21 protein-coding genes and 1 tRNA gene are annotated in these 20,278 nt (G+C 67.9%); 12 read left to right on the forward strand and 10 right to left on the reverse strand.

The window, feature by feature from the left end; genetic code table 11:
• Positions 1-13 precede the first annotated feature (13 nt).
• The gene (locus ACIA8G_RS42875) at positions 14-658 is read left to right on the forward strand and encodes a histidine phosphatase family protein (protein WP_396424580.1); all 645 of its coding nucleotides are present in this window, start codon (positions 14-16) and stop codon (positions 656-658) included.
• 1 nt (position 659) lies between these two features.
• Here the strand turns inward: ACIA8G_RS42875 and rpmF are convergent, their stop codons facing one another.
• Genes rpmF through ACIA8G_RS42890 form a run of 3 tightly spaced genes read right to left on the reverse strand, consistent with a single transcriptional unit; the run spans position 660 to position 1,953 of the window.
• The gene (gene rpmF, locus ACIA8G_RS42880; RefSeq protein WP_396424581.1) at positions 660-821 is read right to left on the reverse strand and encodes a 50S ribosomal protein L32; all 162 of its coding nucleotides are present in this window, start codon (positions 819-821) and stop codon (positions 660-662) included.
• The gene (locus ACIA8G_RS42885; protein WP_396424582.1) at positions 821-1,072 is read right to left on the reverse strand and encodes a type B 50S ribosomal protein L31; all 252 of its coding nucleotides are present in this window, start codon (positions 1,070-1,072) and stop codon (positions 821-823) included. Before ACIA8G_RS42885 ends, rpmF begins: the two co-directional genes overlap by 1 nt.
• Positions 1,069-1,953, reverse strand: coding sequence for a GTP-binding protein (locus ACIA8G_RS42890; RefSeq protein ID WP_396424583.1), 885 nt, complete (start codon positions 1,951-1,953; stop codon positions 1,069-1,071). The genes ACIA8G_RS42885 and ACIA8G_RS42890 overlap by 4 nt, the downstream gene beginning before the upstream one ends.
• 57 nt (positions 1,954-2,010) lie before the next feature.
• Between ACIA8G_RS42890 and rpmB the strand changes: the two genes are divergently transcribed.
• From rpmB to rpsR, 4 genes are read left to right on the forward strand one after another with little or no spacing between them, the layout of a single operon-like run.
• Entirely contained in the window at positions 2,011-2,241 is a 231-nt protein-coding gene (gene rpmB, locus ACIA8G_RS42895; protein ID WP_396424584.1) for a 50S ribosomal protein L28, read from the forward strand.
• On the forward strand, positions 2,241-2,408 hold the full coding sequence (rpmG, locus tag ACIA8G_RS42900) for a 50S ribosomal protein L33 (RefSeq protein WP_396424585.1): 168 nt from the start codon (positions 2,241-2,243) through the stop codon (positions 2,406-2,408). The genes rpmB and rpmG overlap by 1 nt, the downstream gene beginning before the upstream one ends.
• A complete protein-coding gene (gene rpsN, locus ACIA8G_RS42905; protein WP_396424586.1) occupies positions 2,408-2,701 on the forward strand; it encodes a 30S ribosomal protein S14 in 294 nt (97 codons plus the stop codon). Before rpmG ends, rpsN begins: the two co-directional genes overlap by 1 nt.
• Entirely contained in the window at positions 2,701-2,931 is a 231-nt protein-coding gene (gene rpsR, locus ACIA8G_RS42910; protein WP_396424587.1) for a 30S ribosomal protein S18, read from the forward strand. Before rpsN ends, rpsR begins: the two co-directional genes overlap by 1 nt.
• Here the strand turns inward: rpsR and ACIA8G_RS42915 are convergent.
• On the reverse strand, positions 2,879-3,235 hold the full coding sequence (locus tag ACIA8G_RS42915) for a hypothetical protein (RefSeq protein WP_396424588.1): 357 nt from the start codon (positions 3,233-3,235) through the stop codon (positions 2,879-2,881). The genes rpsR and ACIA8G_RS42915 overlap by 53 nt on opposite strands.
• A gap of 84 nt (positions 3,236-3,319) precedes the next feature.
• Here ACIA8G_RS42915 and bluB point away from each other — a divergent pair, with 84 nt between their 5' ends.
• Positions 3,320-3,952 (forward strand): 5,6-dimethylbenzimidazole synthase, encoded by a 633-nt coding sequence (gene bluB, locus ACIA8G_RS42920; protein WP_396424589.1) that lies wholly within the window; start codon positions 3,320-3,322, stop codon positions 3,950-3,952.
• A gap of 44 nt (positions 3,953-3,996) precedes the next feature.
• Complete coding sequence (locus tag ACIA8G_RS42925) at positions 3,997-5,496, forward strand: diguanylate cyclase (RefSeq protein ID WP_396424590.1); 1,500 nt, start codon at positions 3,997-3,999, stop codon at positions 5,494-5,496.
• Between the two features lie 62 nt (positions 5,497-5,558).
• On the opposite strand, the gene ACIA8G_RS42930 is transcribed toward ACIA8G_RS42925, so the two are convergent.
• Positions 5,559-6,206, reverse strand: coding sequence for a response regulator (locus ACIA8G_RS42930; RefSeq protein WP_396424591.1), 648 nt, complete (start codon positions 6,204-6,206; stop codon positions 5,559-5,561).
• 440 nt (positions 6,207-6,646) lie between these two features.
• Between ACIA8G_RS42930 and ACIA8G_RS42935 the strand changes: the two genes are divergently transcribed.
• Positions 6,647-9,856 carry a penicillin acylase family protein gene (locus tag ACIA8G_RS42935; protein WP_396424592.1) on the forward strand — a complete coding sequence of 1,070 codons (3,210 nt, stop codon included), beginning with the start codon at positions 6,647-6,649 and terminating at the stop codon, positions 9,854-9,856.
• Positions 9,857-9,908: 52 nt separating this feature from the next.
• Here ACIA8G_RS42935 and ACIA8G_RS42940 read toward each other — a convergent pair whose 3' ends face one another.
• Both ACIA8G_RS42940 and ACIA8G_RS42945 read right to left on the reverse strand, forming a co-directional pair.
• Positions 9,909-10,646 carry an FkbM family methyltransferase gene (locus tag ACIA8G_RS42940; protein ID WP_396424593.1) on the reverse strand — a complete coding sequence of 246 codons (738 nt, stop codon included), beginning with the start codon at positions 10,644-10,646 and terminating at the stop codon, positions 9,909-9,911.
• Between the two features lie 10 nt (positions 10,647-10,656).
• Positions 10,657-11,493, reverse strand: coding sequence for a hypothetical protein (locus tag ACIA8G_RS42945; RefSeq protein ID WP_396424594.1), 837 nt, complete (start codon positions 11,491-11,493; stop codon positions 10,657-10,659).
• Positions 11,494-11,700: 207 nt separating this feature from the next.
• On the opposite strand from ACIA8G_RS42945, the gene ACIA8G_RS42950 reads away from it, so the two are divergent.
• A tRNA-Arg gene (locus ACIA8G_RS42950) sits at positions 11,701-11,776 on the forward strand.
• Positions 11,777-11,835: 59 nt separating this feature from the next.
• On the opposite strand, the gene ACIA8G_RS42955 is transcribed toward ACIA8G_RS42950, so the two are convergent.
• A complete protein-coding gene (locus ACIA8G_RS42955; protein WP_396424595.1) occupies positions 11,836-12,318 on the reverse strand; it encodes a GNAT family N-acetyltransferase in 483 nt (160 codons plus the stop codon).
• Between the two features lie 27 nt (positions 12,319-12,345).
• Between ACIA8G_RS42955 and ACIA8G_RS42960 the strand changes: the two genes are divergently transcribed.
• Positions 12,346-13,293: a nucleoside hydrolase gene (locus ACIA8G_RS42960; protein WP_396424596.1), complete on the forward strand. Its 948-nt coding sequence runs from the start codon at positions 12,346-12,348 to the stop codon at positions 13,291-13,293.
• A gap of 19 nt (positions 13,294-13,312) precedes the next feature.
• Here ACIA8G_RS42960 and ACIA8G_RS42965 read toward each other — a convergent pair whose 3' ends face one another.
• Positions 13,313-14,071: a glycosyltransferase family 2 protein gene (locus ACIA8G_RS42965; protein WP_396424597.1), complete on the reverse strand. Its 759-nt coding sequence runs from the start codon at positions 14,069-14,071 to the stop codon at positions 13,313-13,315.
• A 160-nt stretch (positions 14,072-14,231) separates the two neighbouring features.
• On the opposite strand from ACIA8G_RS42965, the gene ACIA8G_RS42970 reads away from it, so the two are divergent.
• Positions 14,232-15,131: an LCP family protein gene (locus ACIA8G_RS42970; protein WP_396424598.1), complete on the forward strand. Its 900-nt coding sequence runs from the start codon at positions 14,232-14,234 to the stop codon at positions 15,129-15,131.
• Positions 15,132-15,380: 249 nt separating this feature from the next.
• Entirely contained in the window at positions 15,381-19,187 is a 3,807-nt protein-coding gene (locus tag ACIA8G_RS42975; RefSeq protein ID WP_396424599.1) for a hypothetical protein, read from the forward strand.
• Here the strand turns inward: ACIA8G_RS42975 and ACIA8G_RS42980 are convergent.
• On the reverse strand, positions 19,129-20,226 hold the full coding sequence (locus tag ACIA8G_RS42980) for a glycosyltransferase (RefSeq protein ID WP_396424600.1): 1,098 nt from the start codon (positions 20,224-20,226) through the stop codon (positions 19,129-19,131). The genes ACIA8G_RS42975 and ACIA8G_RS42980 overlap by 59 nt on opposite strands.
• Between the last annotated feature and the right edge of the window lie 52 nt (positions 20,227-20,278).

Consider the following 20,278-nt stretch of genomic DNA (forward strand, 5'->3'; position numbering starts at 1 on the left):
GCACGATGGAGGAGTGCGGATCATCCTGTTGCGCCACGGCCAGAGTCTCGGCAACGTCGACGAGCTCGCCTACTGCCGCATCCCCGACCACGCGCTCCCGCTGACCGAGGCCGGTGAACGCCAGGCCCGCGCCGCCGGTACGACGATCAGGCAGCTGGCCGGCGACGGCCCGGTCGCGGCCTACGTGTCGCCGTACAAGCGGACGCGCCGGACGTTCGAGCTGCTCGGCATCGAGGCGGAGCGGATCATCACCGAACCGCGGGTGCGCGAGCAGGACTGGGGCAACCTCCAGGACCCGGTGCAGCAGGAGATGCTCAAGCACCAGCGGCACGCGTTCGGGCACTTCTTCTTCCGGCTGCCCAACGGTGAGTCCGGCGCGGACGTGGACGACCGGGTGGCGGCGTTCATGGACAGGCTGGAGATCCGGCTGCACAACGACGAGACGCATCCCAAGACGGTGCTGATCGTGTCGCACGGTCTGACGATCAGGCTGCTGTGCCGCAGGGTGTTCGACTGGAGCATCGAACTGTTCGAGTCACTGTCCAATGTGGATACTTGCGAGAACCGCGTGCTCGACCACAACGGCACGGGGTGGAAGCTGGATCGCCCGTTCGACCAGTGGCGCGACTCACCGGACGGGACGACCCAGCTCCCGTGACCTACAGGAGCCCGCGCTTGTAGGCCGCGACGAGCCGGCGCGGCACGAGCAGTTCCTTGCCGTCCAACGTCCGTACGCGCACCAGTTCCGGCGCGGTGGCCTTCCACTGCGAGCGCCGGTGGCGGGTGTTGGAGCGTGACGTCTTGCGCTTGGGAACGGCCATCAGCGCTCTCGCTTTCCGTAGCGGCGGTTGAACTTCTCGACCCGGCCGGCGGTGTCCACGAGCCGTTGCGTGCCCGTCCAGAACGGGTGCGAGTCGGCGGTGACGTCGACGGTGAGGAGCGGGTAGGAGTTCCCGTCCTCCCACTCGATCGTGCGGCTGGACGTCGCGGTCGAGCGGGTCAGGAACGTCTTGCCGGTGGACGCGTCCTGGAAGACGACCGGGTGGTAGTCGGGGTGGATACCGGGCTTCATATCTCCAGCTTTCGGATCGAGTCCACGAAGGACAGTTCGTCGTCGGTGAGCAGCGCCTCGCTGAACGCCGCGGTGATGTCGTCGGGCTCCCCCACCGTGATCGCCACGATCTGCGTGGTGGCACCGTCACGTGGCCCGCCCTCGCCGACGTGCAGCCCACCGCCCGCGGATTCCAGGTGCAGCGCGAGATCCGGCTCGTCGGCGACCCACAGCCGCCCCCGCGACCGCACCACCGTGCCGTCGAGCAACGAGTCGAGCGCGTCGTTGAGCCGCGCCGGGTGGAACGGCCGGTCAGCCGTGAAAACCGCTGTCGAGACACCGCATTCGGGCGTGAGCGGGATCAGCCGCGGCCGGCTGCTCCTGCGCACCACGAGCGCGTCCGGCGTGCAGCGGTGCGCGCCAGGAGCCAGCCGGTCGAGCACGGCCAACGTCCGTTCGTCCGCATCTCCTTGCAGCACCAGCACATCCGCGGCCTCGGCCTGCGCGACCACGACCTGCGCGACCGTGCGCTGGTCGGTGACCATCGACGCGTCGCCGAGCGCGTCGTCCAGCCACGTCTCCGCGTCGATGACGGTGATCACGCACTCCACGTCGAACCCGAGGCTGCGGCGCACGGCGCCCGGCTCCAGCAACGGGTCCAGGTGCAGCACGACCGTGTGCCCGGCGAGGTCCTGCAGCAGCTCGCGCAGATCTTCCCGCACGGTGCAGGACACGCAGCCGTGCAGCAGTTCGACGTCGGTGGCCAGGCCGTCGACCCAGCGCCGCACACACGTTTCGGTTGCCACGTGCCGGACCAGCACCGAACCGGGCCGGTCCCGCCACACCCGCACGGCGGCGTCGTGCTCGACCAACCCCGCCACCATAACGACAACGGTTTCCATGTGCGGTACCGTAGTTGAAAACGAATGTCGTTTCAAACTTGATCTCAGAGGTTGTGCATGCGCTGCCAGCTGACCGGCCGTGAGCCGGGCTTCGGCAACCGCGTCTCGCACTCGCAACGCAAGACGCGACGCCGGTGGAACCCGAACATCCAGCGCAAGCGGTACTGGGTGCCGTCGCTGAACCGGTTCGTGACGCTGACGCTGTCCACCAAGGCCATCAAGACGGTCGACAAGCTGGGCATCGAGGCCGTGGTGGCCCGGCTGCGCGGGCAGGGGGTGAAGGTCTGATGGCCAAGGGCAACGACATCCGGCCGATCATCAAGATGAGGTCGACCGCCGGCACCGGCTACACCTACGTGACCAGGAAGAACCGGCGCAACGATCCGGACAGGATGGTGCTGCGCAAGTTCGACCCGGTCGCCCGCAGGCACGTCGAGTTCCGCGAGGAACGCTGATGGCGAAGAAGTCGAAGATCGCCGCGGACAAACGGCGGCGGGAGATCGTCGCGCGCTATGCGGAACGACGTGCGCAACTCAAGGAGATGCTGCGGTACCCGGAGACTCGCGCGGAAGCGTTGCGGGGCCTGCAGAAGCTGCCACGTGACGCGTCGCCGACGCGGTTGCGCAACCGGGACGTGGTGGACGGACGGCCGCGGGCGTTCAACCGGGCGTTCGGGCTGTCGCGCATCCGGCTGCGGGAGATGGCGCACCGCGGTGAGCTGCCTGGCGTGTCGAAGGCGAGCTGGTGATGCGCGACAAACGGCCGTTGAAGCGCAGGCAGAACCTGCTCGCGAAGGAGGGCGTGACGGTCGTCGACTGGAAGGACGTCACGCTGCTGCGCAAGTTCATCTCGGACCGGGGCAAGATCCGATCCCGCCGGGTAACGGGGCTGACGCCGAAACAGCAGCGTCAGGTCGCCACGGCTATCAAGAACGCACGGGAGATGGCCCTGCTGCCGTACCCGTCACAAGGGCGATGACGCGCACCGCCGCGCTGGCCAGGAAGGCCAGCGCGGCGAGTTGCACGAGCAACGCGAGCGCCCAGGTCGTGTGTTCGTCGACCGTGAGATCGCCACGAACACCGACCAAGAAGGTCGCGTAAAGGCCCCAGCACTGCAGTGCGGCGAGCGCCGCGCCGATGATCGTCGTGCGCATCGAGACGATCACGACGACCGCGGCGAGCAGGATGAGGGCCAGCAGCGGCCAGGCACCGGTGAACGTGGTCACACCGACTCCGCCGCCGAATCCGAGCGCGGAGCCATAACCACCTGCCATTCTTCGCATCCGATCGGTCTATCGCTTCGCATGAGATGCGCGCCACCTCTCCAGCGTGAAGTTGGTGCTTTCGAGTGAGGCACGATCGCTCGAATGAACCTGTACGACGTAGTGCATCGACGCAGGGACACCCGTGCGGAGTTCACCGGTGCCGAGATCCCTCCCGACGTGCTGCGACGGGTGCTGACCGCGGCGCACGCGGCTCCGAGCGTCGGGCTGTCTCAGCCGTGGGACTTCGTGCTGGTGCGTGATGAATCGATTCGGCGCGCGTTCCGCGACCACGTCCAGGCCGAGCGCAGTGTCTTCACAGCTCAGCTCGATCATGAACGCGCGGAGGTGTTCTCTCGTATCAAAGTCGAGGGAGTGATGGAGTCGAGCCTCGGCATCGTGGTCACCTACGACCCCGAGCGGGGCTCACCGGCGGTGCTCGGCAGGCACGCGATCGCGGACGCGGGTTTGTACTCCGTGTGTCTGGCGATCCAGAACCTGTGGCTCGCGGCGACGGAAGAGGGGCTCGGTGTGGGCTGGGTGAGCTTCTACCGGGAAGATGTGCTGCGCCGTCTGCTGGACATCCCCACGAGGGTCCGTCCGGTGGCGTGGTTGTGTGTTGGACCAGTTCGATCGCTGCCCGATACTCCCGATCTGGAACGTCACGGTTGGCGCAACCGACTACCCCTTGATGACGTCCTGCACCACGATCGGTACGGGGCGCGACCGTCCCGGTAGCCTGTGTGGGCCGCTCGGCGAGTCGGAACGGAGTCGATGAACGAGTGGAGCAGCGTGATCCGCTGGTAGCGGGCCAGATTCCGCGGCTGGACCGGGAGGTCCGCGCGTTGCTCAACGCTGGCCGCCTGCCGGAGGCGAACTCACTTTTCGACGAGGTGGTCACCAAGGTGTCACCCGGCGCCGACCGCTGGGTGCGTTCGGCCGTTCTGGTGAACCGCGCGGTGATGGCGTGGCGACTCGGGCGAATTCCACTCGCCCTGGAATTGGCCGCCGAAGGCTGGACCGACCTCGACGCCGACCGGGCGGACAGCCCCGCCGTGGCGCAGTCGATGGGTTCGCTCGGCTACCTCATGGAGGGCATCGGCAACCGGCGCGCGGCGTTGGACATGCTGCGGCTGTCCGTTCAGGTCGCGCGCAGAGCCGGCAACACGGACACGCTGGCGCACTGCCTGCAGCGCCTGGGCGGCTCGTTGAACTTCCGCGCCTGCTCGGGCCCCGCTGCGGCAGCGCCCGCGGTGTTCGAGGAAGCCCTGGTGTACCTCGACGAAGGCCTGGGCGTCGTCAAGGACGAGGCCATGCGCCGGGCGCTGATGGGCGCCTACGGCCGTTCACTGGCGGGCGTCGGGCAGCTGGAGAAGGCCGAGGAGATCGGCACCGAGACTTTGCGCCTGGCGGTGGACTCCGGCGACCTGTGGGGCATCTCGGTCGGCAACTGGGTGCTCGCCGTCGTACGCCGCGAGCAGGGCGATCTGGACGAAGCGCGCACACTCGCGTCCCGTGCGGTGTCGAACGCCGAACGCATCAACGACACGTCGCTGCTGCTGCGGTTCTCCACGGAGCTGGCGGACATCTGCCACGCGCTGGGTGACGCGGTGGGTGAGGCCGAGGCGTTGCGCCGGTCGATGACGGCCTCGCGGACGGCCACGGAGACGCTGCAGGAAGGCCTCGGCCAGGCGTTGGAACAACGCAGGGTGGCCGTGCAGGCACAACGGCTCGCGGTCGCCGCCCAGGAAGCCGCCGCACGCGACCCGTTGACGGGCCTGGCGAACCGGCTCGGGCTCGAACGCGCGGCTGCGGCGTTGCTGGAGTCGACGGCGGCCCGCGGCAAGGTGCCGTGGCTCGTGCTGGTCGACGTCGACTGGTTCAAGGGCGTGAACGACGACGCCGGCCATGCGGCGGGTGACGCGGCGCTGCGGGAGATCGCGGCGTTGCTGCGACGTGAGTGCCGGTCGGACGACCTGGTGGCGCGCTGGGCCGGTGACGAGTTCGTGGTGCTGCTCGGCGACACGGGGCCGAACATGGACGTCGGCCCGAACGTGGCCGAGCGGATCCGCGCGGCCGTCGACGGCCACGACTGGACGATGGTGCTGGGCACGGCCCGCCGCCCGACGGTGAGCATCGGGGTCGCGGCGGGACCGGCCAAGCTGGACCAGCTGTTCGCGGCCGCGGACATGGCGCTGTACCGCGCCAAGCGGCACGGCCGCAACAGGGTCGAGGTCGAGCCCTCGGTGGACGAGGTCCCCGAGATCGTCTCGGGGAACTAAGTCCATGAGGGTGACCTTCATGGACCTGAGGTCCATGAAGGTCACCCTCATGGACCAAATATCTAGGCGATCAGGCCGCCGCGGTAAGCCACCAGCGCGGCCTGCACGCGGTTGACCGCACCGATCTTGCCGAGCACGGACGAGACGTAGCCCTTCACCGTCGCCTCCGACAGGTGCAGGGTGCCGCCGATCTCGGCGTTGGACATGCCCTGGCCGATCAGCACGAGCACCTCGCGCTCGCGTTCGGACAGACTCGCCAGCAGCCGGCGAGCCGGCTCTGCCATGCGCTCCCCGTCGGCGACCGCGGCAAGAACCCGTGCCGCGACACCGGGGTCGAGAACCGCACCGCCGCGTGCGAGATCGCGCACGGCTTTGACGAGCTGCTCCGGTTCGGTGTCCTTGAGAAGGAAGCCCGACGCACCCAAACGCAGGGCCTCTGAAACGTATTCGTCAACGTCGAACGTGGTGAGGATGCAGATTCTCGGTGGGTCAGGCAGGGTCCGCAGCCTCCGCAGTGCCACGAGCCCGTCCGAGGTGCGCATCCGGATGTCGAGCAGGACCACGTGAGGACGGTGCTGGCGCGCCAGGTCGGCTACCAGGTGCCCGTCATCACATTCGGCAACGACTTCGATGTCCCCGACGCTGCTCAGGATCATGCGAAGGCCGGAACGGACGAGGTCCTCGTCGTCGGCCAGCAGAACCTTGATCACGACGCCTCCCGCATTGGCGTTCCGTGCTCCCTCATGTTCGCGATCTTCGCGTACGCAGACCGAAGGTCACGTAAATTCTCAGTTATCTCATCATGTGGTAACGGTTTTTCGAGATGACCGGCAACGTTCACAGTTACCGGAATAGCGCGCCGACTTCGCTGCGTAGGCAGGCCACCTGGCCTTTAGGGGAACCATCGGAACCCTGAGTAACCAAACAGCGATATCCCACTTAGTGGAATGGCGTACCAGAAATCACATGAATCGGATTCCGGCGTGCGGCCGATCCTCGTTTTGGTCCGTATGAATTTTCGCATCGACTCGGGATCGATACAGATCCTTCGGATGCAGCCGGGAAAACGCGAAGGTCTTTCGCAATTGCTCTACTCCTAAGTAACCTGCGTCACATCAGCCCTGCCCTGCTCGGAGAGGAGCTTCGCGCCATGCGGAGACCCCATCCGGTGACGTCCCTGTTGGCCATCGCCACCGTCACCGCCTCCCTCTTGATCGTTCCGTCAGCGGTCGTTCCCGCGCAGGCGGACGAGGCTCGCGCGGCCGCGTTCGCCGCCGACGACTACTGCCTCGGCCAGTGCGGCGACGTGCTGCCACCCGGCAACAACGGCAACGCCACCCTGGCCGAGATCCTCACGCACAAGGCGTTCGGGACGAGGCCCGCGCACTCCGCCGACCAGCTCGGCAAGTACGACTCGCTGGTCGCGGGCTACAGCAGCCTCACGAACGCCCAGCTCACCAACTTCTTCAACGACGCGTCGTTCGGCGTGCCCGCGGACCAGGTGGAGAGCACCATCCGTCCGCGCGCGGACGTGACCATCGTGCGCGACAAGAAGATCGGCATGCCGCACATCACCGGCACCACCCGGTCCGGCACGATGTTCGGCGCCGGCTTCGCCGCCGCGCAGGACCGCCTGTGGCTCATGGACGTCTTCCGCCACCTCGGCCGCGGCCAGCTGTCCGGCTTCGCGGGCGGCGCGCCGTCGAACCGCGTGCTGGAACAGAGCTTCTTCGGCCAGATCCCGTACACCGAGGCGGACCTGCAGAAGCAGATCGAGACCGCAGCGGCCAAGGGCGGTGCGCGCGGGCAGCAGGCGTTGGCCGATGTCAACGACTACATCTCGGGCATCAACGCGTACCTGACGCAGTCCGTGGGCGCGCGGAACTTCCCCGGTGAGTACGTGCTGACCGGCCACGCGGACGCCATCACGAACTGGAACGACATCCAGCCGTTCAAGGCGACCGACATGGTCGCGATCGCGGCGGTCGTCGGCGGCCTGTTCGGCGCCGGTGGCGGCGGCGAGGTGCAGTCGGCACTGGTGAAGCTGGCCGCGCAGAACAAGTACGGCGCCGCTGTCGGTGAGCAGGTGTGGAACGCGTTCCGGGCGCAGAACGACCCCGAGGCCGTGCTCACCCTCCACAACGGACAGTCCTTCCCGTACTCGGCCTCCCCCGCTTCTCCTGCGGGCGTCGCCCTGCCTGACTCGGGCAGCATCACGCCGGAGCGCGTGGTCTACGACCAGGTGGGCGGTACCGGTGCTCCGGTCTCCGTGCCTGCCTCCGGTGATCTGGCGAAGGCATCCGGCATCTTCGAGGACGGCGTGCTTCCGGCCGACCTGCTGAACAAGAAGCACGGCATGTCCAACGCGCTGGCCGTGTCGGGTGCACACACCGATTCCGGGAACCCGATCGCCGTGTGGGGCCCGCAGACCGGTTACTTCGCGCCGCAGTTGTTGCTGCTGCAGGAGCTCAACGGTCCCGGCATCCGTTCGCGCGGCGTGTCGTTCGCCGGCGTTTCGATGTACGTGCAGCTGGGTCGCGGCGTCGACTACTCGTGGAGCGCGACCTCGTCGGCGCAGGACATCATCGACACCTACGCCGTGGAACTGTGCAACCCGGACGGCTCGCCGGCCACGAAGGCCTCTGCGCACTACCTGTTCCACGGCGCCTGTGTGCCGATGGAACGCCTGGAGCGCAAGAACGCGTGGAAGCCGACGGTCGCCGACGGCACCCCCGCGGGCTCCTACACGTTGGTGATGTGGCGAACCAAGTACGGCCTGGTGTCGAGCCGCGCGACCGTCGGCGGCAAGGTCGTGGCCTACGCGACGTTGCGCTCGACCTACATGCACGAGGTCGACTCGATCATCGGCTTCCAGGAGCTGAACGACCCGACCGCCATCCGTTCGGCGACCGACTTCCAGCGGGCGGCCGACAAGATCGGTTACGCGTTCAACTGGCTGTACGTGGACTCCCGCGACACCGCCTACTTCAACTCCGGCCTGAACCCGGTGCGCCGCTCCAATGTGGACCCGAACCTGCCGGCGTGGGGCCGGGCCGAGTACGAGTGGGTCGGCTGGGACGGCACCGAGAACATCGCTTCGTACATGCCGTTCGCCGGCCACCCGAACTCGATCAACCAGGACTACTACATCTCCTGGAACAACAAACAGGCAAAGGACTTCACGTTCGGCGGCTTCGGCCACAGCGCCGTGCACCGCGGCGACCTGCTGGACGACCGAGTCCGCGCTCTGGTCTCGTCCGGCCAGAAGGTCACGCGTGCCTCGTTGACCAAGGCGATGGCCGAAGCCGCCGTCGCGGACCTGCGCGCCGAGCAGGTGCTGCCGGAGTTGCTGCGCGTCGTCGAGTCCGCCGCGGTTGATCCCGCGCTGGCCCCTGTCGTGCAGAAGCTGAAGGACTGGCAGCGTTCCGGCTCGTTGCGCAAGGAGACCACCAAGGGCAGCAAGGCCTACGCCCACGCCGAAGCGATCAGGATCCTGGATGCCTGGTGGCCGCTGCTGGTGCAGGCAGAGTTCCAGCCCTCCCTGGGCAACGACCTCTTCAACGCGATCGTGGGAGCGATCCAGGTCGACGAGGCCCCGTCCGACGCCCACGGCGCCGCCCCGCACAAGGGTTCGTCGTTCCAGTACGGCTGGTGGGGCTACGTGGACAAGGACCTGCGCAAGGTCCTCGGCGACCCCGTCCAGGGCGCCTTCCCGCAGACCTACTGCGGTGGCGGCACCCTGTCGGGTTGCCGATCCGCCCTGGTGACAACGCTTTCACAAGCCGCGGCCAAGCCGGCCAACCAGGTCTACCCCGGCGACGCCGACTGCACGGCCGGCGACCAGTGGTGCGCCGACACGATCATCCACCGCGCGATGGGCGGCATCACCCAGGACAAAATCCACTGGCAGAACCGCCCGACCTACCAGCAGGTCGTGCAGTTCCCGTCCCGCAGGGGCCAGAACATCGCCAACCTGGCCGCGTCCGGAACCGCTTCCGCGTCGTCCCACGAACAGGGCTGGAACAACCTCCCACCTGCGCATGTCCTGGACGGCAACCCGTTGTCCCGCTGGGCCAGCGACTGGAACGACGACCAGTGGATCCAGCTAGATCTTGGCTCAGTGCAACGAATCAGTCGCGCTGTGTTGCACTGGGAGTCGTCCTACGCCAACGGCTACCGCATCGAGGTGTCGACCGACCGCACAAACTGGCGGAACGTTTTCTCCACAACTAGTGGCGATGGCGGCGATGATGTCGTAGCGTTTGAACCACAGGACGCGAGATACCTCCGAATGACGGGTACCCAACGGGCCACGCGTTACGGATACTCCCTGTACGAGCTTGAGGTCTACAGCTTGTAGACCTTCGAGATGAGGACGCCGATCCACCCCCAGGGGTCGGCGTCCTCTACTTTTATGCCCGGAACAGGTAGTTCCTGCCTGCCTCGCTGATCGTGCCGGCGGGAACCCAGTCGGTGCCGTGCCACGTGCTCATCCGGTACCCGCGCTCGATGAGGAAGTCAGCGACCTCCCGCGCCTGGTACCCGAACCGCTCGACGTGCCGTTCCTCGATCTCCAGCAGGAAAGCCGGCTTGAAGCGCGCGATGGTCTCCTTGGCACCCTCGAGCACCCGCAGCTCGGCCCCCTCGACATCCGCCTTGACGAAGTCGAGCCGCTCGATCCCGTTCACCTCGACGAAGTGGTCGAGCGTGTCGGTCTTGACCAGCACGTCGAGGTGCTCGTCGAACTCCTCGTTGGACCCAAGCCCCTTGGCCCCCACCGTCAGGAACGACCGCCCGGTGACCGGACTCCCGTGCCGCACCGGCACGCTCATGACCTCGCGCCCCTGCTTCTCAGCCCCAAGCGCAACCGAGTGCCTCCGGATGTTGCGCCCCTCCCGTGGCCGCAGCACGTACGACAACGCCGGGTGAGCGAAAACCAGCGGCTCAACGCTGTGCACAGTCCCTTGTGGACCAACAAGTCTGGACAAGGTAACCGTGTACAGCCCCAAAGCCGCCCCGACGTCGACACAGACGTCCCCGGGCTTGACGACCTTGCGGAGCCCGATGAGCTCCGCCTCGGCATAGGGCGTGAGCCGGGCGAGAGCCCGCAACCCGGCAACCACAGCGGCACTGCGAAGTTCGGTCAACACCCGCGACAGCCTAGACGTGCCCGTTCGTGTGCTGCTCCCCAGCAGGCAACCCGATCTGGTCGGCGAACTCCGCCGCCACCCTAGACCCGCCGTACACGCTCAACGCCTTGGCCAGGTGCTGCCGCAGGTCCTTCCGGTGCCGATCCTCCAACTCGGGCAACGCCTTCTCCACACTGCTGACCAGCGACTCCGCCCAATGCCGGGCGGGTTGCTGCTGCGCGATCCGCACCAGCTCCGCCAGGTGATCAGACAGCTTCACGGCCTCCTCGACCTGATACCCGTTGCGCTGCAACCACCAGATCGTGGCCGTCCCCACATCCGTCAGAACCTCGTCGCGCAGGTACCGGATCTCCGCCCGCTCGATGTCCCGCTCGGCCAGCTTGAACGTGGAGTTCCGCAGCAACTCGATGTGCTTGCGCGCCATCTCGAGGTCTTCATCGTTCGTCGTGACCTTGACCTGCTCGGCCCGCGCCCACACATGCGTCCCCGGCACCTGCCGCTCGGTGGCGAGCTCATCCCCCAGCTGATGCTGCAGGGCCGCATGATGCACCAGCATGGCCTTACCGCTGATCTCCTTGGCCCGCTGCAGAACGTGATGAATCGCCGCACTCCGCGGCGAGTTGTGCCGCAGCCCGGTGGAGAGATCCAGCCGCCACACCACCGTGAGCTTGAGCTGGAAGTCGAGGCCGTACACCGCGCTGGGCAACGGCGTCTCGAACTCCTGCTGGTGACTGCTGGCCGGCGGCACGAACGTGAAGTCCTCGGCACTCTTGGGTGCACGCCTCCGCCACCACGCCTTGACGGCGCCTAGGGGACCAGGACGGAAGTCGGGCCAGGGTCTGCTCACGCCCTCTCCCTACCTGACGTTTCTGCGTCGTAGAAGGTGGGGTGCCTCACTTCCCTCCAACGGCGGCAGGTGTCTCAACCGGACGTTCACGGTGCGTGAGCGCGGGCGTGAGCGGGGCGGTGGGCTGCGGGGCTCGGGCTGGCTCGGGGTGATGATCGGGGGCGCTGGTCAACTCGGTGGCGGGGGGCCGCTAGACTGCTGTCGCCAGCCCTAGTAGCTCAGGGGATAGAGCATCGGTTTCCTAAACCGTGTGTCGCAGGTTCGAATCCTGCCTGGGGCACCACCTTTCGCCGGGTGAAATCAGGGCCTGACATGCTGAAACGCTGTCAGGCCCTGATCTGTTCAGCCAGCAGCCGTCCGATACCGGACCTCCTCCAGAACAGCCGACCCCACCGTCTGCGTCCGAGTAGCCCCATCCACCCGAAACCCCAGCCGCTCGTAGAACCTCCGAGCCCGAGCATTCCCATCAAGCACCCACACGATGACGTCCTTCTCATCCCCGATGGCCGCGGCAACGAGCTCAAGAGCCAGCCCACTGCCCCAAGCCGAGGGCAGCAGGTAGATCGTGTAGAGCTCAAACGGCGCGTCGTCATCACGCGACTCCCCGGCAAAGGCGAAGCCCACGATCTCGCCGGAGGCAGGAGCGAGGCCCACCCAGACGCTGCCCGAGGCGATGTACTCCTCCCACCCGGCTGTCCGCGCTTCCACAGACAGGTTGTCCAGCACGGAGTCGGGGATCAGGCCCCGATAAGCGGACTGCCACGAGCGCACGTGCACAGAGGCAACGGCAGAGGCGTCAGAAGCAACTGCGAGACGGATGGTCATGTCATCCCCAATGGCATGATCGGCTGCATGCGGATCATCGTTGACGCGGACCCCGGCATCGATGATGCCCTCGCTTTGTACTACCTGCGCGCCCAGGCTGACACCGAAATAGTCGCCATCGGGACGGTGCACGGGAACGTGCCGGTCGAGCAGGCCACGGCGAACGCGCTGCGGCTCACCGAACGGCTTGGCATCAAGGTGCCCGTGGCGATGGGGGCCGGGAAGCCGCTCGCGCAGGACTTGATGACTGCGGAGGAAGTGCACGGGCACGACGGGCTGGGTGGGTTCGCCGGCGATGAGCCCACGACGGCGTGCACGGGTGAAAGCGCTGCCGAACAACTGAAGAGGCTGGCGCACAAGTACCCCAAGCAGTTGAGCCTGCTGGCAATCGGGCCGCTCACGAACGTCGCGCTGGCGCTGCAGATCGAGCCGCGGCTACCGGAGCTCCTCGACAAAGTTGTGGTGATGGGTGGCGCGCTCAACGTGCCGGGCAACGTCACGTCGTACGCCGAGGCCAACTTCTGGCACGACCCCGAGGCGGCGGATCTTGTCCTTGGCGCCGGCTTTGAGGACCTCACGATTGTCGGGCTTGATGTGACGATGGCCGGGCACGCGCCTGGCGAGTGGTTGGAAGCGCTGCCGCAGGACATCTACCCGCGGAAGTTCCTGAGGTTCTACGCGGACTTCTACGAGAGCTTTCTCGGCAAGAGCGGGTTCGTGCCGCACGACCCGCTGGCCGCGGCGATCTTGGTCGACCCCGCGCTCGCCACGTACCAGGAGGACCGGTTCGCCATCGAGCTCACCGGGCGGTACACGCGCGGGAAGTTGGTGGCCGACCAGCGGTTTCTGGCGCCGGGGAGTCCGTTCGGGCGGGACATCGCGCCGGAACGGATCAAGGCGAAGTACGCGGTCACGACGAAGAACGACGCGTTCCTCGAGCAGCTGCGGCACGCTGTGACGCTGCCGTACGACTAGAACGGACGCTGCCGTACGACTAGAACGACAGCGCGCCCGCCCGGATGGCCTCGACTCGCTTCTGCACCGCGGCATGGGACTCGGGCAGCAGCTGTGCCCAGTCCTCCTTGGCGGAGGTGCTGTCGCTGTGTTTACGGCGCAGGAAGCACACCTCCGGCGTGAAGTAGCCAGGTGCCAGCTCGGTCAGTGCGGCCAGGAGCGAGATGTCCTCCAGGCGGTACAGCCCCGCCCAGCCGCCCAGGGCGTGGACGGTGGCGGCGCGCAGGGTCGTGCAGTTCGGGTGGAACGGCATGCTGCCGACGCCGGTGCCGGCATCCGCGGTCGCCAGGTAGTAGGCGGAGACGGCGCCCGCCGCGATGGGACCCGGCTCGATCAGCGGCGGGAACGAGCGGCGCGTGCCGCCGGACAGGAGGTCGTCGGCCTGGGTTGCGACCCAGTGGATTTCCGGATGCGAGCCGAAGGCCTCGATCGCCACGGCCAGAGCGTGGGGCAGGAGGACGTCGTCGGAGTCGAGGACGTGGACCAGTTCGCCGGTGCTGCGGACCAGGGCGTGGTTGCGACTCAGGGCGATGCCGAGGTGGGCGCCGTTGGCCTGGTAGCTCGCGAACGGGAACGCGCTGACGGCTTCGGCCAGTTCCGGGGTGGCGGAGTCCTCCTGGACCAGCCACTCCAGGGTCCAGCCGGTGGGGAGCTGCTGCTTGCGCAGGCTTTCGCCGGCTTCGAGCAGCACCTCGGCCCGGCCCGCGTGGACGGGGGTCACGACCGAGATCACTGGCACGGTTCCTCCACGGGGTTTCAGAGAGCCACGATGATCTTATCGGTGCGGGCGGTAGCCGGATGTGTGCGGAAGGTCATGTGACGCCCCCGGCGGGCCACTGTGACACAACCATGACAAACCACCGACGTGACCCGGACAAACAGCCGGGAACGTCGTAGGTATGAACGTCCACTTGAAACGATGGCTCGCGGTCTCGGGGGCGGCCGTCGTCATCGCGGCGGGCGTCGTGGTCGGGGGGTCCTACTGGCGGCTCGAGAGCAATCTCAAGACCGTCGATCTCGCCAAGGAGATCACCCACCCCAGGCCTCCGTCGACGCCTGGCCGCCCGCTCAACATCCTCCTCATCGGCAAGGATGACGGGCGGTCCGACACCGCCATGGTCGTGCAGCTCAACGCGGCCGGCGACCAGGCTCGCGTGATCAGCATCCCGCGCGACACGATGGTGCCGCGGCCTCAGTGCGGGAACCACCCGCCGGCGAGCATCGCCATGTTCAACAGCGCCTTCTCCACGGGTGGCGCGGCGTGCACGGTGGCCACGGTCGAGGCGATGAGCAACATGCGGATCGACCACTTCGTGCAGATCGACTTCAACGGCTTCCGCGACGTCATCGACAGGCTCGGCGGTGTCGAGGTCACGCTGCCCGAGGCGATCGACGACGAGAAGAGCGGTCTGCACGTGCCGGCCGGTCCGAACAAGCTCGACGGCACGCAGGCGCTGGCCTTCGTGCGGACCCGCTACAGCATCGGCGACGGCAGCGACCTCAACCGGATCAAGAACCAGCAGCTTTTCATGCAGGCATTGAGTCAGAAACTCGCGAATGAGAACTGGCTCGCCAGTCCGCAGAAAACGTTCAGCCTCGCCGACATTCTCACGAAATCCATCGTGACGGACGAGGAAATAGGTTCGATCTCGAAACTGGCGGACCTCGCGGGCAAACTCACCGCGTTGAAGCCGGAAAGCATCACCTACGTGACGCTCCCGACCGAGGCCTATCTACCTGATCCGAACCGCGTGCAACCCAAACAGCCAGAGGCCGACGCCATCTGGAGTCAGGTCTAGCAGGCAGCACCCTGCCACTCGCCCAGCGGCCGAGGCCACGGCTGAGGAGACCCCCAGTGCTCCTCAGCCGTGGAAGTGCTGCCCCAGTTGGTCGCTACCACAGTGACGGTCTCCCGATCTCGTGAAGGACGTGGGGTCGAGGTTGGCACGCCACCTCACTAGGGTGGGCTCCGCAGAGTCCGTCCGGCGCGTACACCGCAGCTCAGACGGGCGGTACACGTTTTCCGGACCGGACGAGGTGGAGACTTCTTGGGACCCCGTGGCGTCTTCGCGGAGCGCTTTGCGCTGCTCTACGCGGAGGCAGGTGACCCTCCCCTGAAGCGGGTCACGGAGTCGGTTGCCCGTGCCCGCCGAACGGACGAACAGGGCAGGCCGGTTCGCGTCCCTGCTCAACGCGTCAGCGACTGGCGGCGCGGGCGCAACGTGCCCGCGAAGTTCAGCGGGCTGTCCGCGGTGCTGGAGATCCTCGTCGGCGAGGCGCGCAAGCGGAAGCCGCAGCCGGCGATCGACGGTCTGTACGACCTGGACGCGTGGCGGACCCTCTGGGAAGAGGCCCTCGCGAGCCCGGTGACAGAGGCCGAGGCGCCGAAAGAAGACACCGCCGTCTGCCCGTACATGGGCCTGAGCGCATTCGGACCGCAGGACGCGAATTGGTTCTTCGGGCGAGAGCGGGCGACGAAAGCACTTCTCGCCCGATTGAACGAGAACGGCATCACCATGCTCGTCGGCGCGTCCGGTGCCGGTAAGTCGAGTTTGATGAAAGCGGGCGTGCTCCCCCGCCTCAGCAAAGATGCCATCGTCATTTCTCCCGGCACGGATCCGCTCAAGGAGTTCGCGCTCCACGTGCCGGAGCTGATCCTCACGCTGGAAAAGGCCGCCGGTTCCGAAATGCTGCTCGACCTCGCACACGAGGTGCAGCTCGCGGTCGGCGACCGGGTGGTGATCGTCGACCAGTTCGAGGAGGCCTTCACCCTCGGCGGCGACGAGAACCGGCTGCGGATCTTCGTGCAGGCGCTGCACGCGGCGGCGGAGAAGACCGCGGTCGTGCTGGGCGTGCGGGCCGACTTCTACGCACGCTGCCTCGACTTCCCCGAGCTCGCCGAGGCGCTGCAGGACCGGCAGATGGTGCTCGGCGCGATGACGGCGGGCGAGGTGCGCGACGCGGTGGCGAACCCGGCCAAGGCCGCCGGTCTGCAGCTCGAAGCCGGTCTCGTGGACCTCATGCTGCGCGACCTCGGCACGCACAACCGCCGCGGCAAGGACGCCTACGACGCGGGTGCGCTCCCCCTGCTCAGCCACGCCCTGCTGGTCACCTGGCAACGCCGGCAGGCCGGTCGTCTCACCATCGCCGGCTACCGGGCGGCGGGCGGCATCCAGGGCGCCGTCGCCACCACGGCCGAACGCGCGTGGGCCGACCTCGACGAACCCGGCCAGGCCGCCGCCAAGCAGCTGCTGCTGCGGCTCGTCCGGGTCGGCGACGACACCCAGGACACCCGCCGCAGGTCCAGCCGTCACAGCCTGCTCGAGGCCAGCACGAACCTCCCCGCCACGGAACGCGCGCTCGAAGTCCTCACCCGAGCCCGGCTGATCACGCTCGACGCCGGCAGTGTCGAGATCACGCACGAGGCGCTGCTGCACGCGTGGCCGCGGCTGCGCGGCTGGATCGACGAGGACCGCGCCGGCAACCTCACCCGGCAGAAGCTCGAGGAGGACGCGGCGACGTGGTCCTCGCACGACCGCGACTCGTCGCTGCTCTACCGCGGCGCACGGTTGGAAGGCGCGCGTCAGCAGCAGGTGAGCTCCCTCGCCAAGGACTTCGTGCGTGCCTCGGAAAGCCAGCACCGCAAGAGCGTCTGGCTGCGCAGGTCCGCGGTCGCGCTGGTCACGGTGTTCGCGCTGATCGCCGCGTCCGCCGCGGTGATCGCGCTCAGGCAACGTGACGACGCGTTGTTCTCCCAGGTCGTCGCGGAGGCGGACCGGGTGCTCGACAGCGATCCCTCGTTGTCGGCGCAGCTGCTGCTGGCCGCGCACAAACTGCGCGAGGACGACCAGGGCGTGAACGCCAGGCTCCTCGCCCTGCAGCAGACCCCGCTCGCCGTGCCGCTCGTCGGGCACACCGGCGCGGTGTACCTGACCACGTTCAACCGCGACGGCACGATCCTCGCGACCGCCAGCTACGACCGCACGGCCCGCCTCTGGGACGTCAGGGACCGCGCGCACCCCAAGCCGCTCGCGGTGCTCAACGGGCACACCGACTGGCTGAGCTCCGCCGTCTTCAGCCCGGACGGCAAGGTCCTCGCCACGACGGGGGCCGACAAGACCATCCGCCTCTGGGACGTCACGGACCCCCTGCAGGCCAAGGAGATCAAGAGGATCGAGACCGGCAACGGCACCAGCTACCTGCTGGAGTTCAGCCCGGACGGCAAGAGCCTCGCGGCCGCCAACGACGACAAGTCCGCACGGCTGTGGGACGTCAGCAACCCCGCGGACGCCAAGCCGATCGGTGAGCCGTTGCGCGACCACACCTCACCGGTCAGAACGCTGGCGTTCAGCCCGGACGGCAAAACCCTCGCCACGTCCGGCGACGACGCGACGATCCGGCTGTGGGACGTCGCCACCAGGACGCGCGTCGGCAAGCCGATGACCGGCCACACCGACGGCATCCACACAGTGGCGTTCAGCCCGGACGGCAAGCTGGTCGCCTCCGGCGCCGACGACAAGACGGTCCGGCTGTGGGACCCCGCGACGCAGGAACCGGTCAGCCAGCCGCTCGTCGGGCACACGGGTTCGGTGTGGTCGGTGAAGTTCAGCCCGGACGGCAAGATCCTGGCGTCCGGCGCCGGCGACGCCACCGCACGCCTGTGGAACCTGAGCGACCCCGCTGCGGCGAGTCAGCTCGGCAAGCCGCTGGCGGCACTGAGCGGCGGTCTGTTCGCGCTCGGCTTCTCCCCCGACGGCCACTCGCTCGCGACCGGCGCGAACGAGAACGCGGTACGGCTGTGGTCGTTGCCGCGCAACGTGTTGCTCGGCCACACCTCACGCGTGTCGCCACCGGCGTTCCGCGCGGACGGCAAGCTGATCGCGACCGGCTCCGGTGACAGGACGGTGCGGTTGTGGGACATCTCCGACATGAACGCCCTCAAACCGGCCGGCCCCGCGCTGGAAGGCCACACCTGGGGTGTCAGCCAGCCGGAGTTCCGGCCGGACGGCAAGGTGCTCGCCAGTGGGGCGGGTGACAAGACCGTGCGGCTGTGGGACCCGGCCGACCCCGCGCGCACGCGCCTGTTCGGCCAGCCCATCGTGCTCGACACCCGGTTCCGGCAGCCGCTCGGCTTCTCCCCGGACAACAAGATCATGGCGACCGGCCACGACGACAACTCGATACAGCTGTGGGACACCACTGATCCGGCCCGGCCCGTGCGGGTCGGCACACCGCTCATCGGGCACGACGGGTGGATCAACAACGCCAGGTTCAGCCCGGACGGCAAGACCCTCGTCACGTCGAGCAGCGACGACACGTTCCGGTTGTGGGACACGACTGATCCGGCGAAGCCGCAGCTGCTCGGCAAGCCGATCGACGTGCACCACGAACCAGTGAACCAGGCGGTGTTCACGCAGGACGGCACCACGCTGATCACCGCCGGCGGCGACAAGACGATCAGGGTGTGGGACGTGCGGGACCGCGATCACCCGAGGCAGCTCAGCGTGCTGACGGGCCACACCGGCCAGGTCAACTCGATCTCGATCACGCCGGACGGCAAGCTGCTCGCGAGCGGCAGCACGGACAAGACGATCAGGCTGTGGGACGTGAGCGACCCGGCGGCGGCGTTCGCGCTCGGGCAGCCCATCCCGGTCGAGGAGTTCAGCGAGACGGGCGTCCAGTTCGGACCGATCGGGAGGGTGCTCGGCACCGGCTCCGGCGACGGCGTGGTGCGGCTGTGGGATCTCGACGTGGAGCACGAGGCCGAGCGCATCTGCTCGACCACGCGCGGCGCGCTCACCCGTGAGATGTGGGAGGCACGTCTGCCGCAGCTCGAGTTCCGGGATCCGTGCTGAGCCGGACCAGTTCCGCCAGCACGTCCGGGAGCTCACGCAGATCCAGATGTTGCCGCACGGCGGCGAGGTTCTTCTCGAGGACCTCGTCACCGGCGGCGAGGAGGCCGTTGAGGTCGGCGGGATCGAAGACCGTCAGGCCCAGCGCCCGGATCTCGTCCAGCACCGGATAAGGCCCCGCCACGACCAGCCGGGACGCGGCCGCCGCCTCGCACACGGGGAGCCCCCAACCCTCCCAGGTGGACGGTAGGAGCACGAGGTCAGCGGCCGCGTAGAGATCGGCGGACGTCTCGACGCGACCGCGCACGACACCCGGAAGCCCTTCCACCGCAGGGCAAGGAGCGTCGTCGGTGAGCCAGTACCGCACCGGGCGATCGAGCCGGGCCGATAGCGCGCGAACGAAGTCGACCGCGCCGGGGATGTTCTTGGACGTCCCCTCGACCCGTGCCGGGTGCACGACCACGTAGTCCCGGTCAGCGAGCCCGAACCGCGCCCGCGTGCCGGCCCGATCACCGCCGGCGAGCCCGGCGACGTCCACCCGGTTGTGCACGACCCGCGTGCGCCCGCGCAACGATGGCCAGCGCGCCAGGAACTCACGCTCGGTCAGCGAGTTGATCAGCACGTGCAGGTGCGCAGGATGGTGCAGCGGCACGACATCACCGTCGACCGGTCTCAATTGGACACGCTGCCACGCCGGGTCGTGATGCCGCAGGATCACCGGAACACCGGTCGCGAGAGCGTGCTCTTCCCACGCCACCGAGGCTTCCGGCGCACTCCACAGCGAGCCCGCGTTGTCGAGCACGATCAGGTCGTGCGACGCGCAGAGCGACCTGACCAGGGCGTTGTCCACGGGCGGTGGGTCGCCACCGGGCCGATCAGCCCACATGCCGCGCACGACGACACCGGAGCCGGAGGCGAAGTACCCGGCCGCGAGCGTCACGTCCCACCCCAGCTCGGCGAAGGCCGACGCCCACTTCGCGGCCTCGACGCTGACCCCGTCGAACCCGCCCATCCGGTGGGAGACCACACAAACACGGCTCACCAGTGCCGTGACCGCCTTCCTTTGCCCCGTATTTCGGTGTTCAGACGGGTGC

The organism is Lentzea sp. NPDC051213 (assembly GCF_044455585.1).
Classification (GTDB): domain Bacteria; phylum Actinomycetota; class Actinomycetes; order Mycobacteriales; family Pseudonocardiaceae; genus Lentzea.

Excerpts from the sequence above, each read along its gene's own strand:
- rpmF (WP_396424581.1), bottom strand. The coding sequence starts at position 821 with ATGGCCGTTCCCAAGCGCAAGACGTCACGCTCCAACACCCGCCACCGG.
- ACIA8G_RS42885 (WP_396424582.1), bottom strand. The coding sequence starts at position 1,072 with ATGAAGCCCGGTATCCACCCCGACTACCACCCGGTCGTCTTCCAGGAC.
- ACIA8G_RS42890 (WP_396424583.1), bottom strand. The coding sequence starts at position 1,953 with ATGGAAACCGTTGTCGTTATGGTGGCGGGGTTGGTCGAGCACGACGCC.
- rpmB (WP_396424584.1), top strand. The coding sequence starts at position 2,011 with ATGCGCTGCCAGCTGACCGGCCGTGAGCCGGGCTTCGGCAACCGCGTC.
- rpmG (WP_396424585.1), top strand. The coding sequence starts at position 2,241 with ATGGCCAAGGGCAACGACATCCGGCCGATCATCAAGATGAGGTCGACC.
- rpsN (WP_396424586.1), top strand. The coding sequence starts at position 2,408 with ATGGCGAAGAAGTCGAAGATCGCCGCGGACAAACGGCGGCGGGAGATC.
- rpsR (WP_396424587.1), top strand. The coding sequence starts at position 2,701 with ATGCGCGACAAACGGCCGTTGAAGCGCAGGCAGAACCTGCTCGCGAAG.
- ACIA8G_RS42915 (WP_396424588.1), bottom strand. The coding sequence starts at position 3,235 with ATGCGAAGAATGGCAGGTGGTTATGGCTCCGCGCTCGGATTCGGCGGC.
- bluB (WP_396424589.1), top strand. The coding sequence starts at position 3,320 with ATGAACCTGTACGACGTAGTGCATCGACGCAGGGACACCCGTGCGGAG.
- ACIA8G_RS42935 (WP_396424592.1), top strand. The coding sequence starts at position 6,647 with ATGCGGAGACCCCATCCGGTGACGTCCCTGTTGGCCATCGCCACCGTC.
- ACIA8G_RS42955 (WP_396424595.1), bottom strand. The coding sequence starts at position 12,318 with ATGACCATCCGTCTCGCAGTTGCTTCTGACGCCTCTGCCGTTGCCTCT.
- ACIA8G_RS42960 (WP_396424596.1), top strand. The coding sequence starts at position 12,346 with ATGCGGATCATCGTTGACGCGGACCCCGGCATCGATGATGCCCTCGCT.
- ACIA8G_RS42970 (WP_396424598.1), top strand. The coding sequence starts at position 14,232 with ATGAACGTCCACTTGAAACGATGGCTCGCGGTCTCGGGGGCGGCCGTC.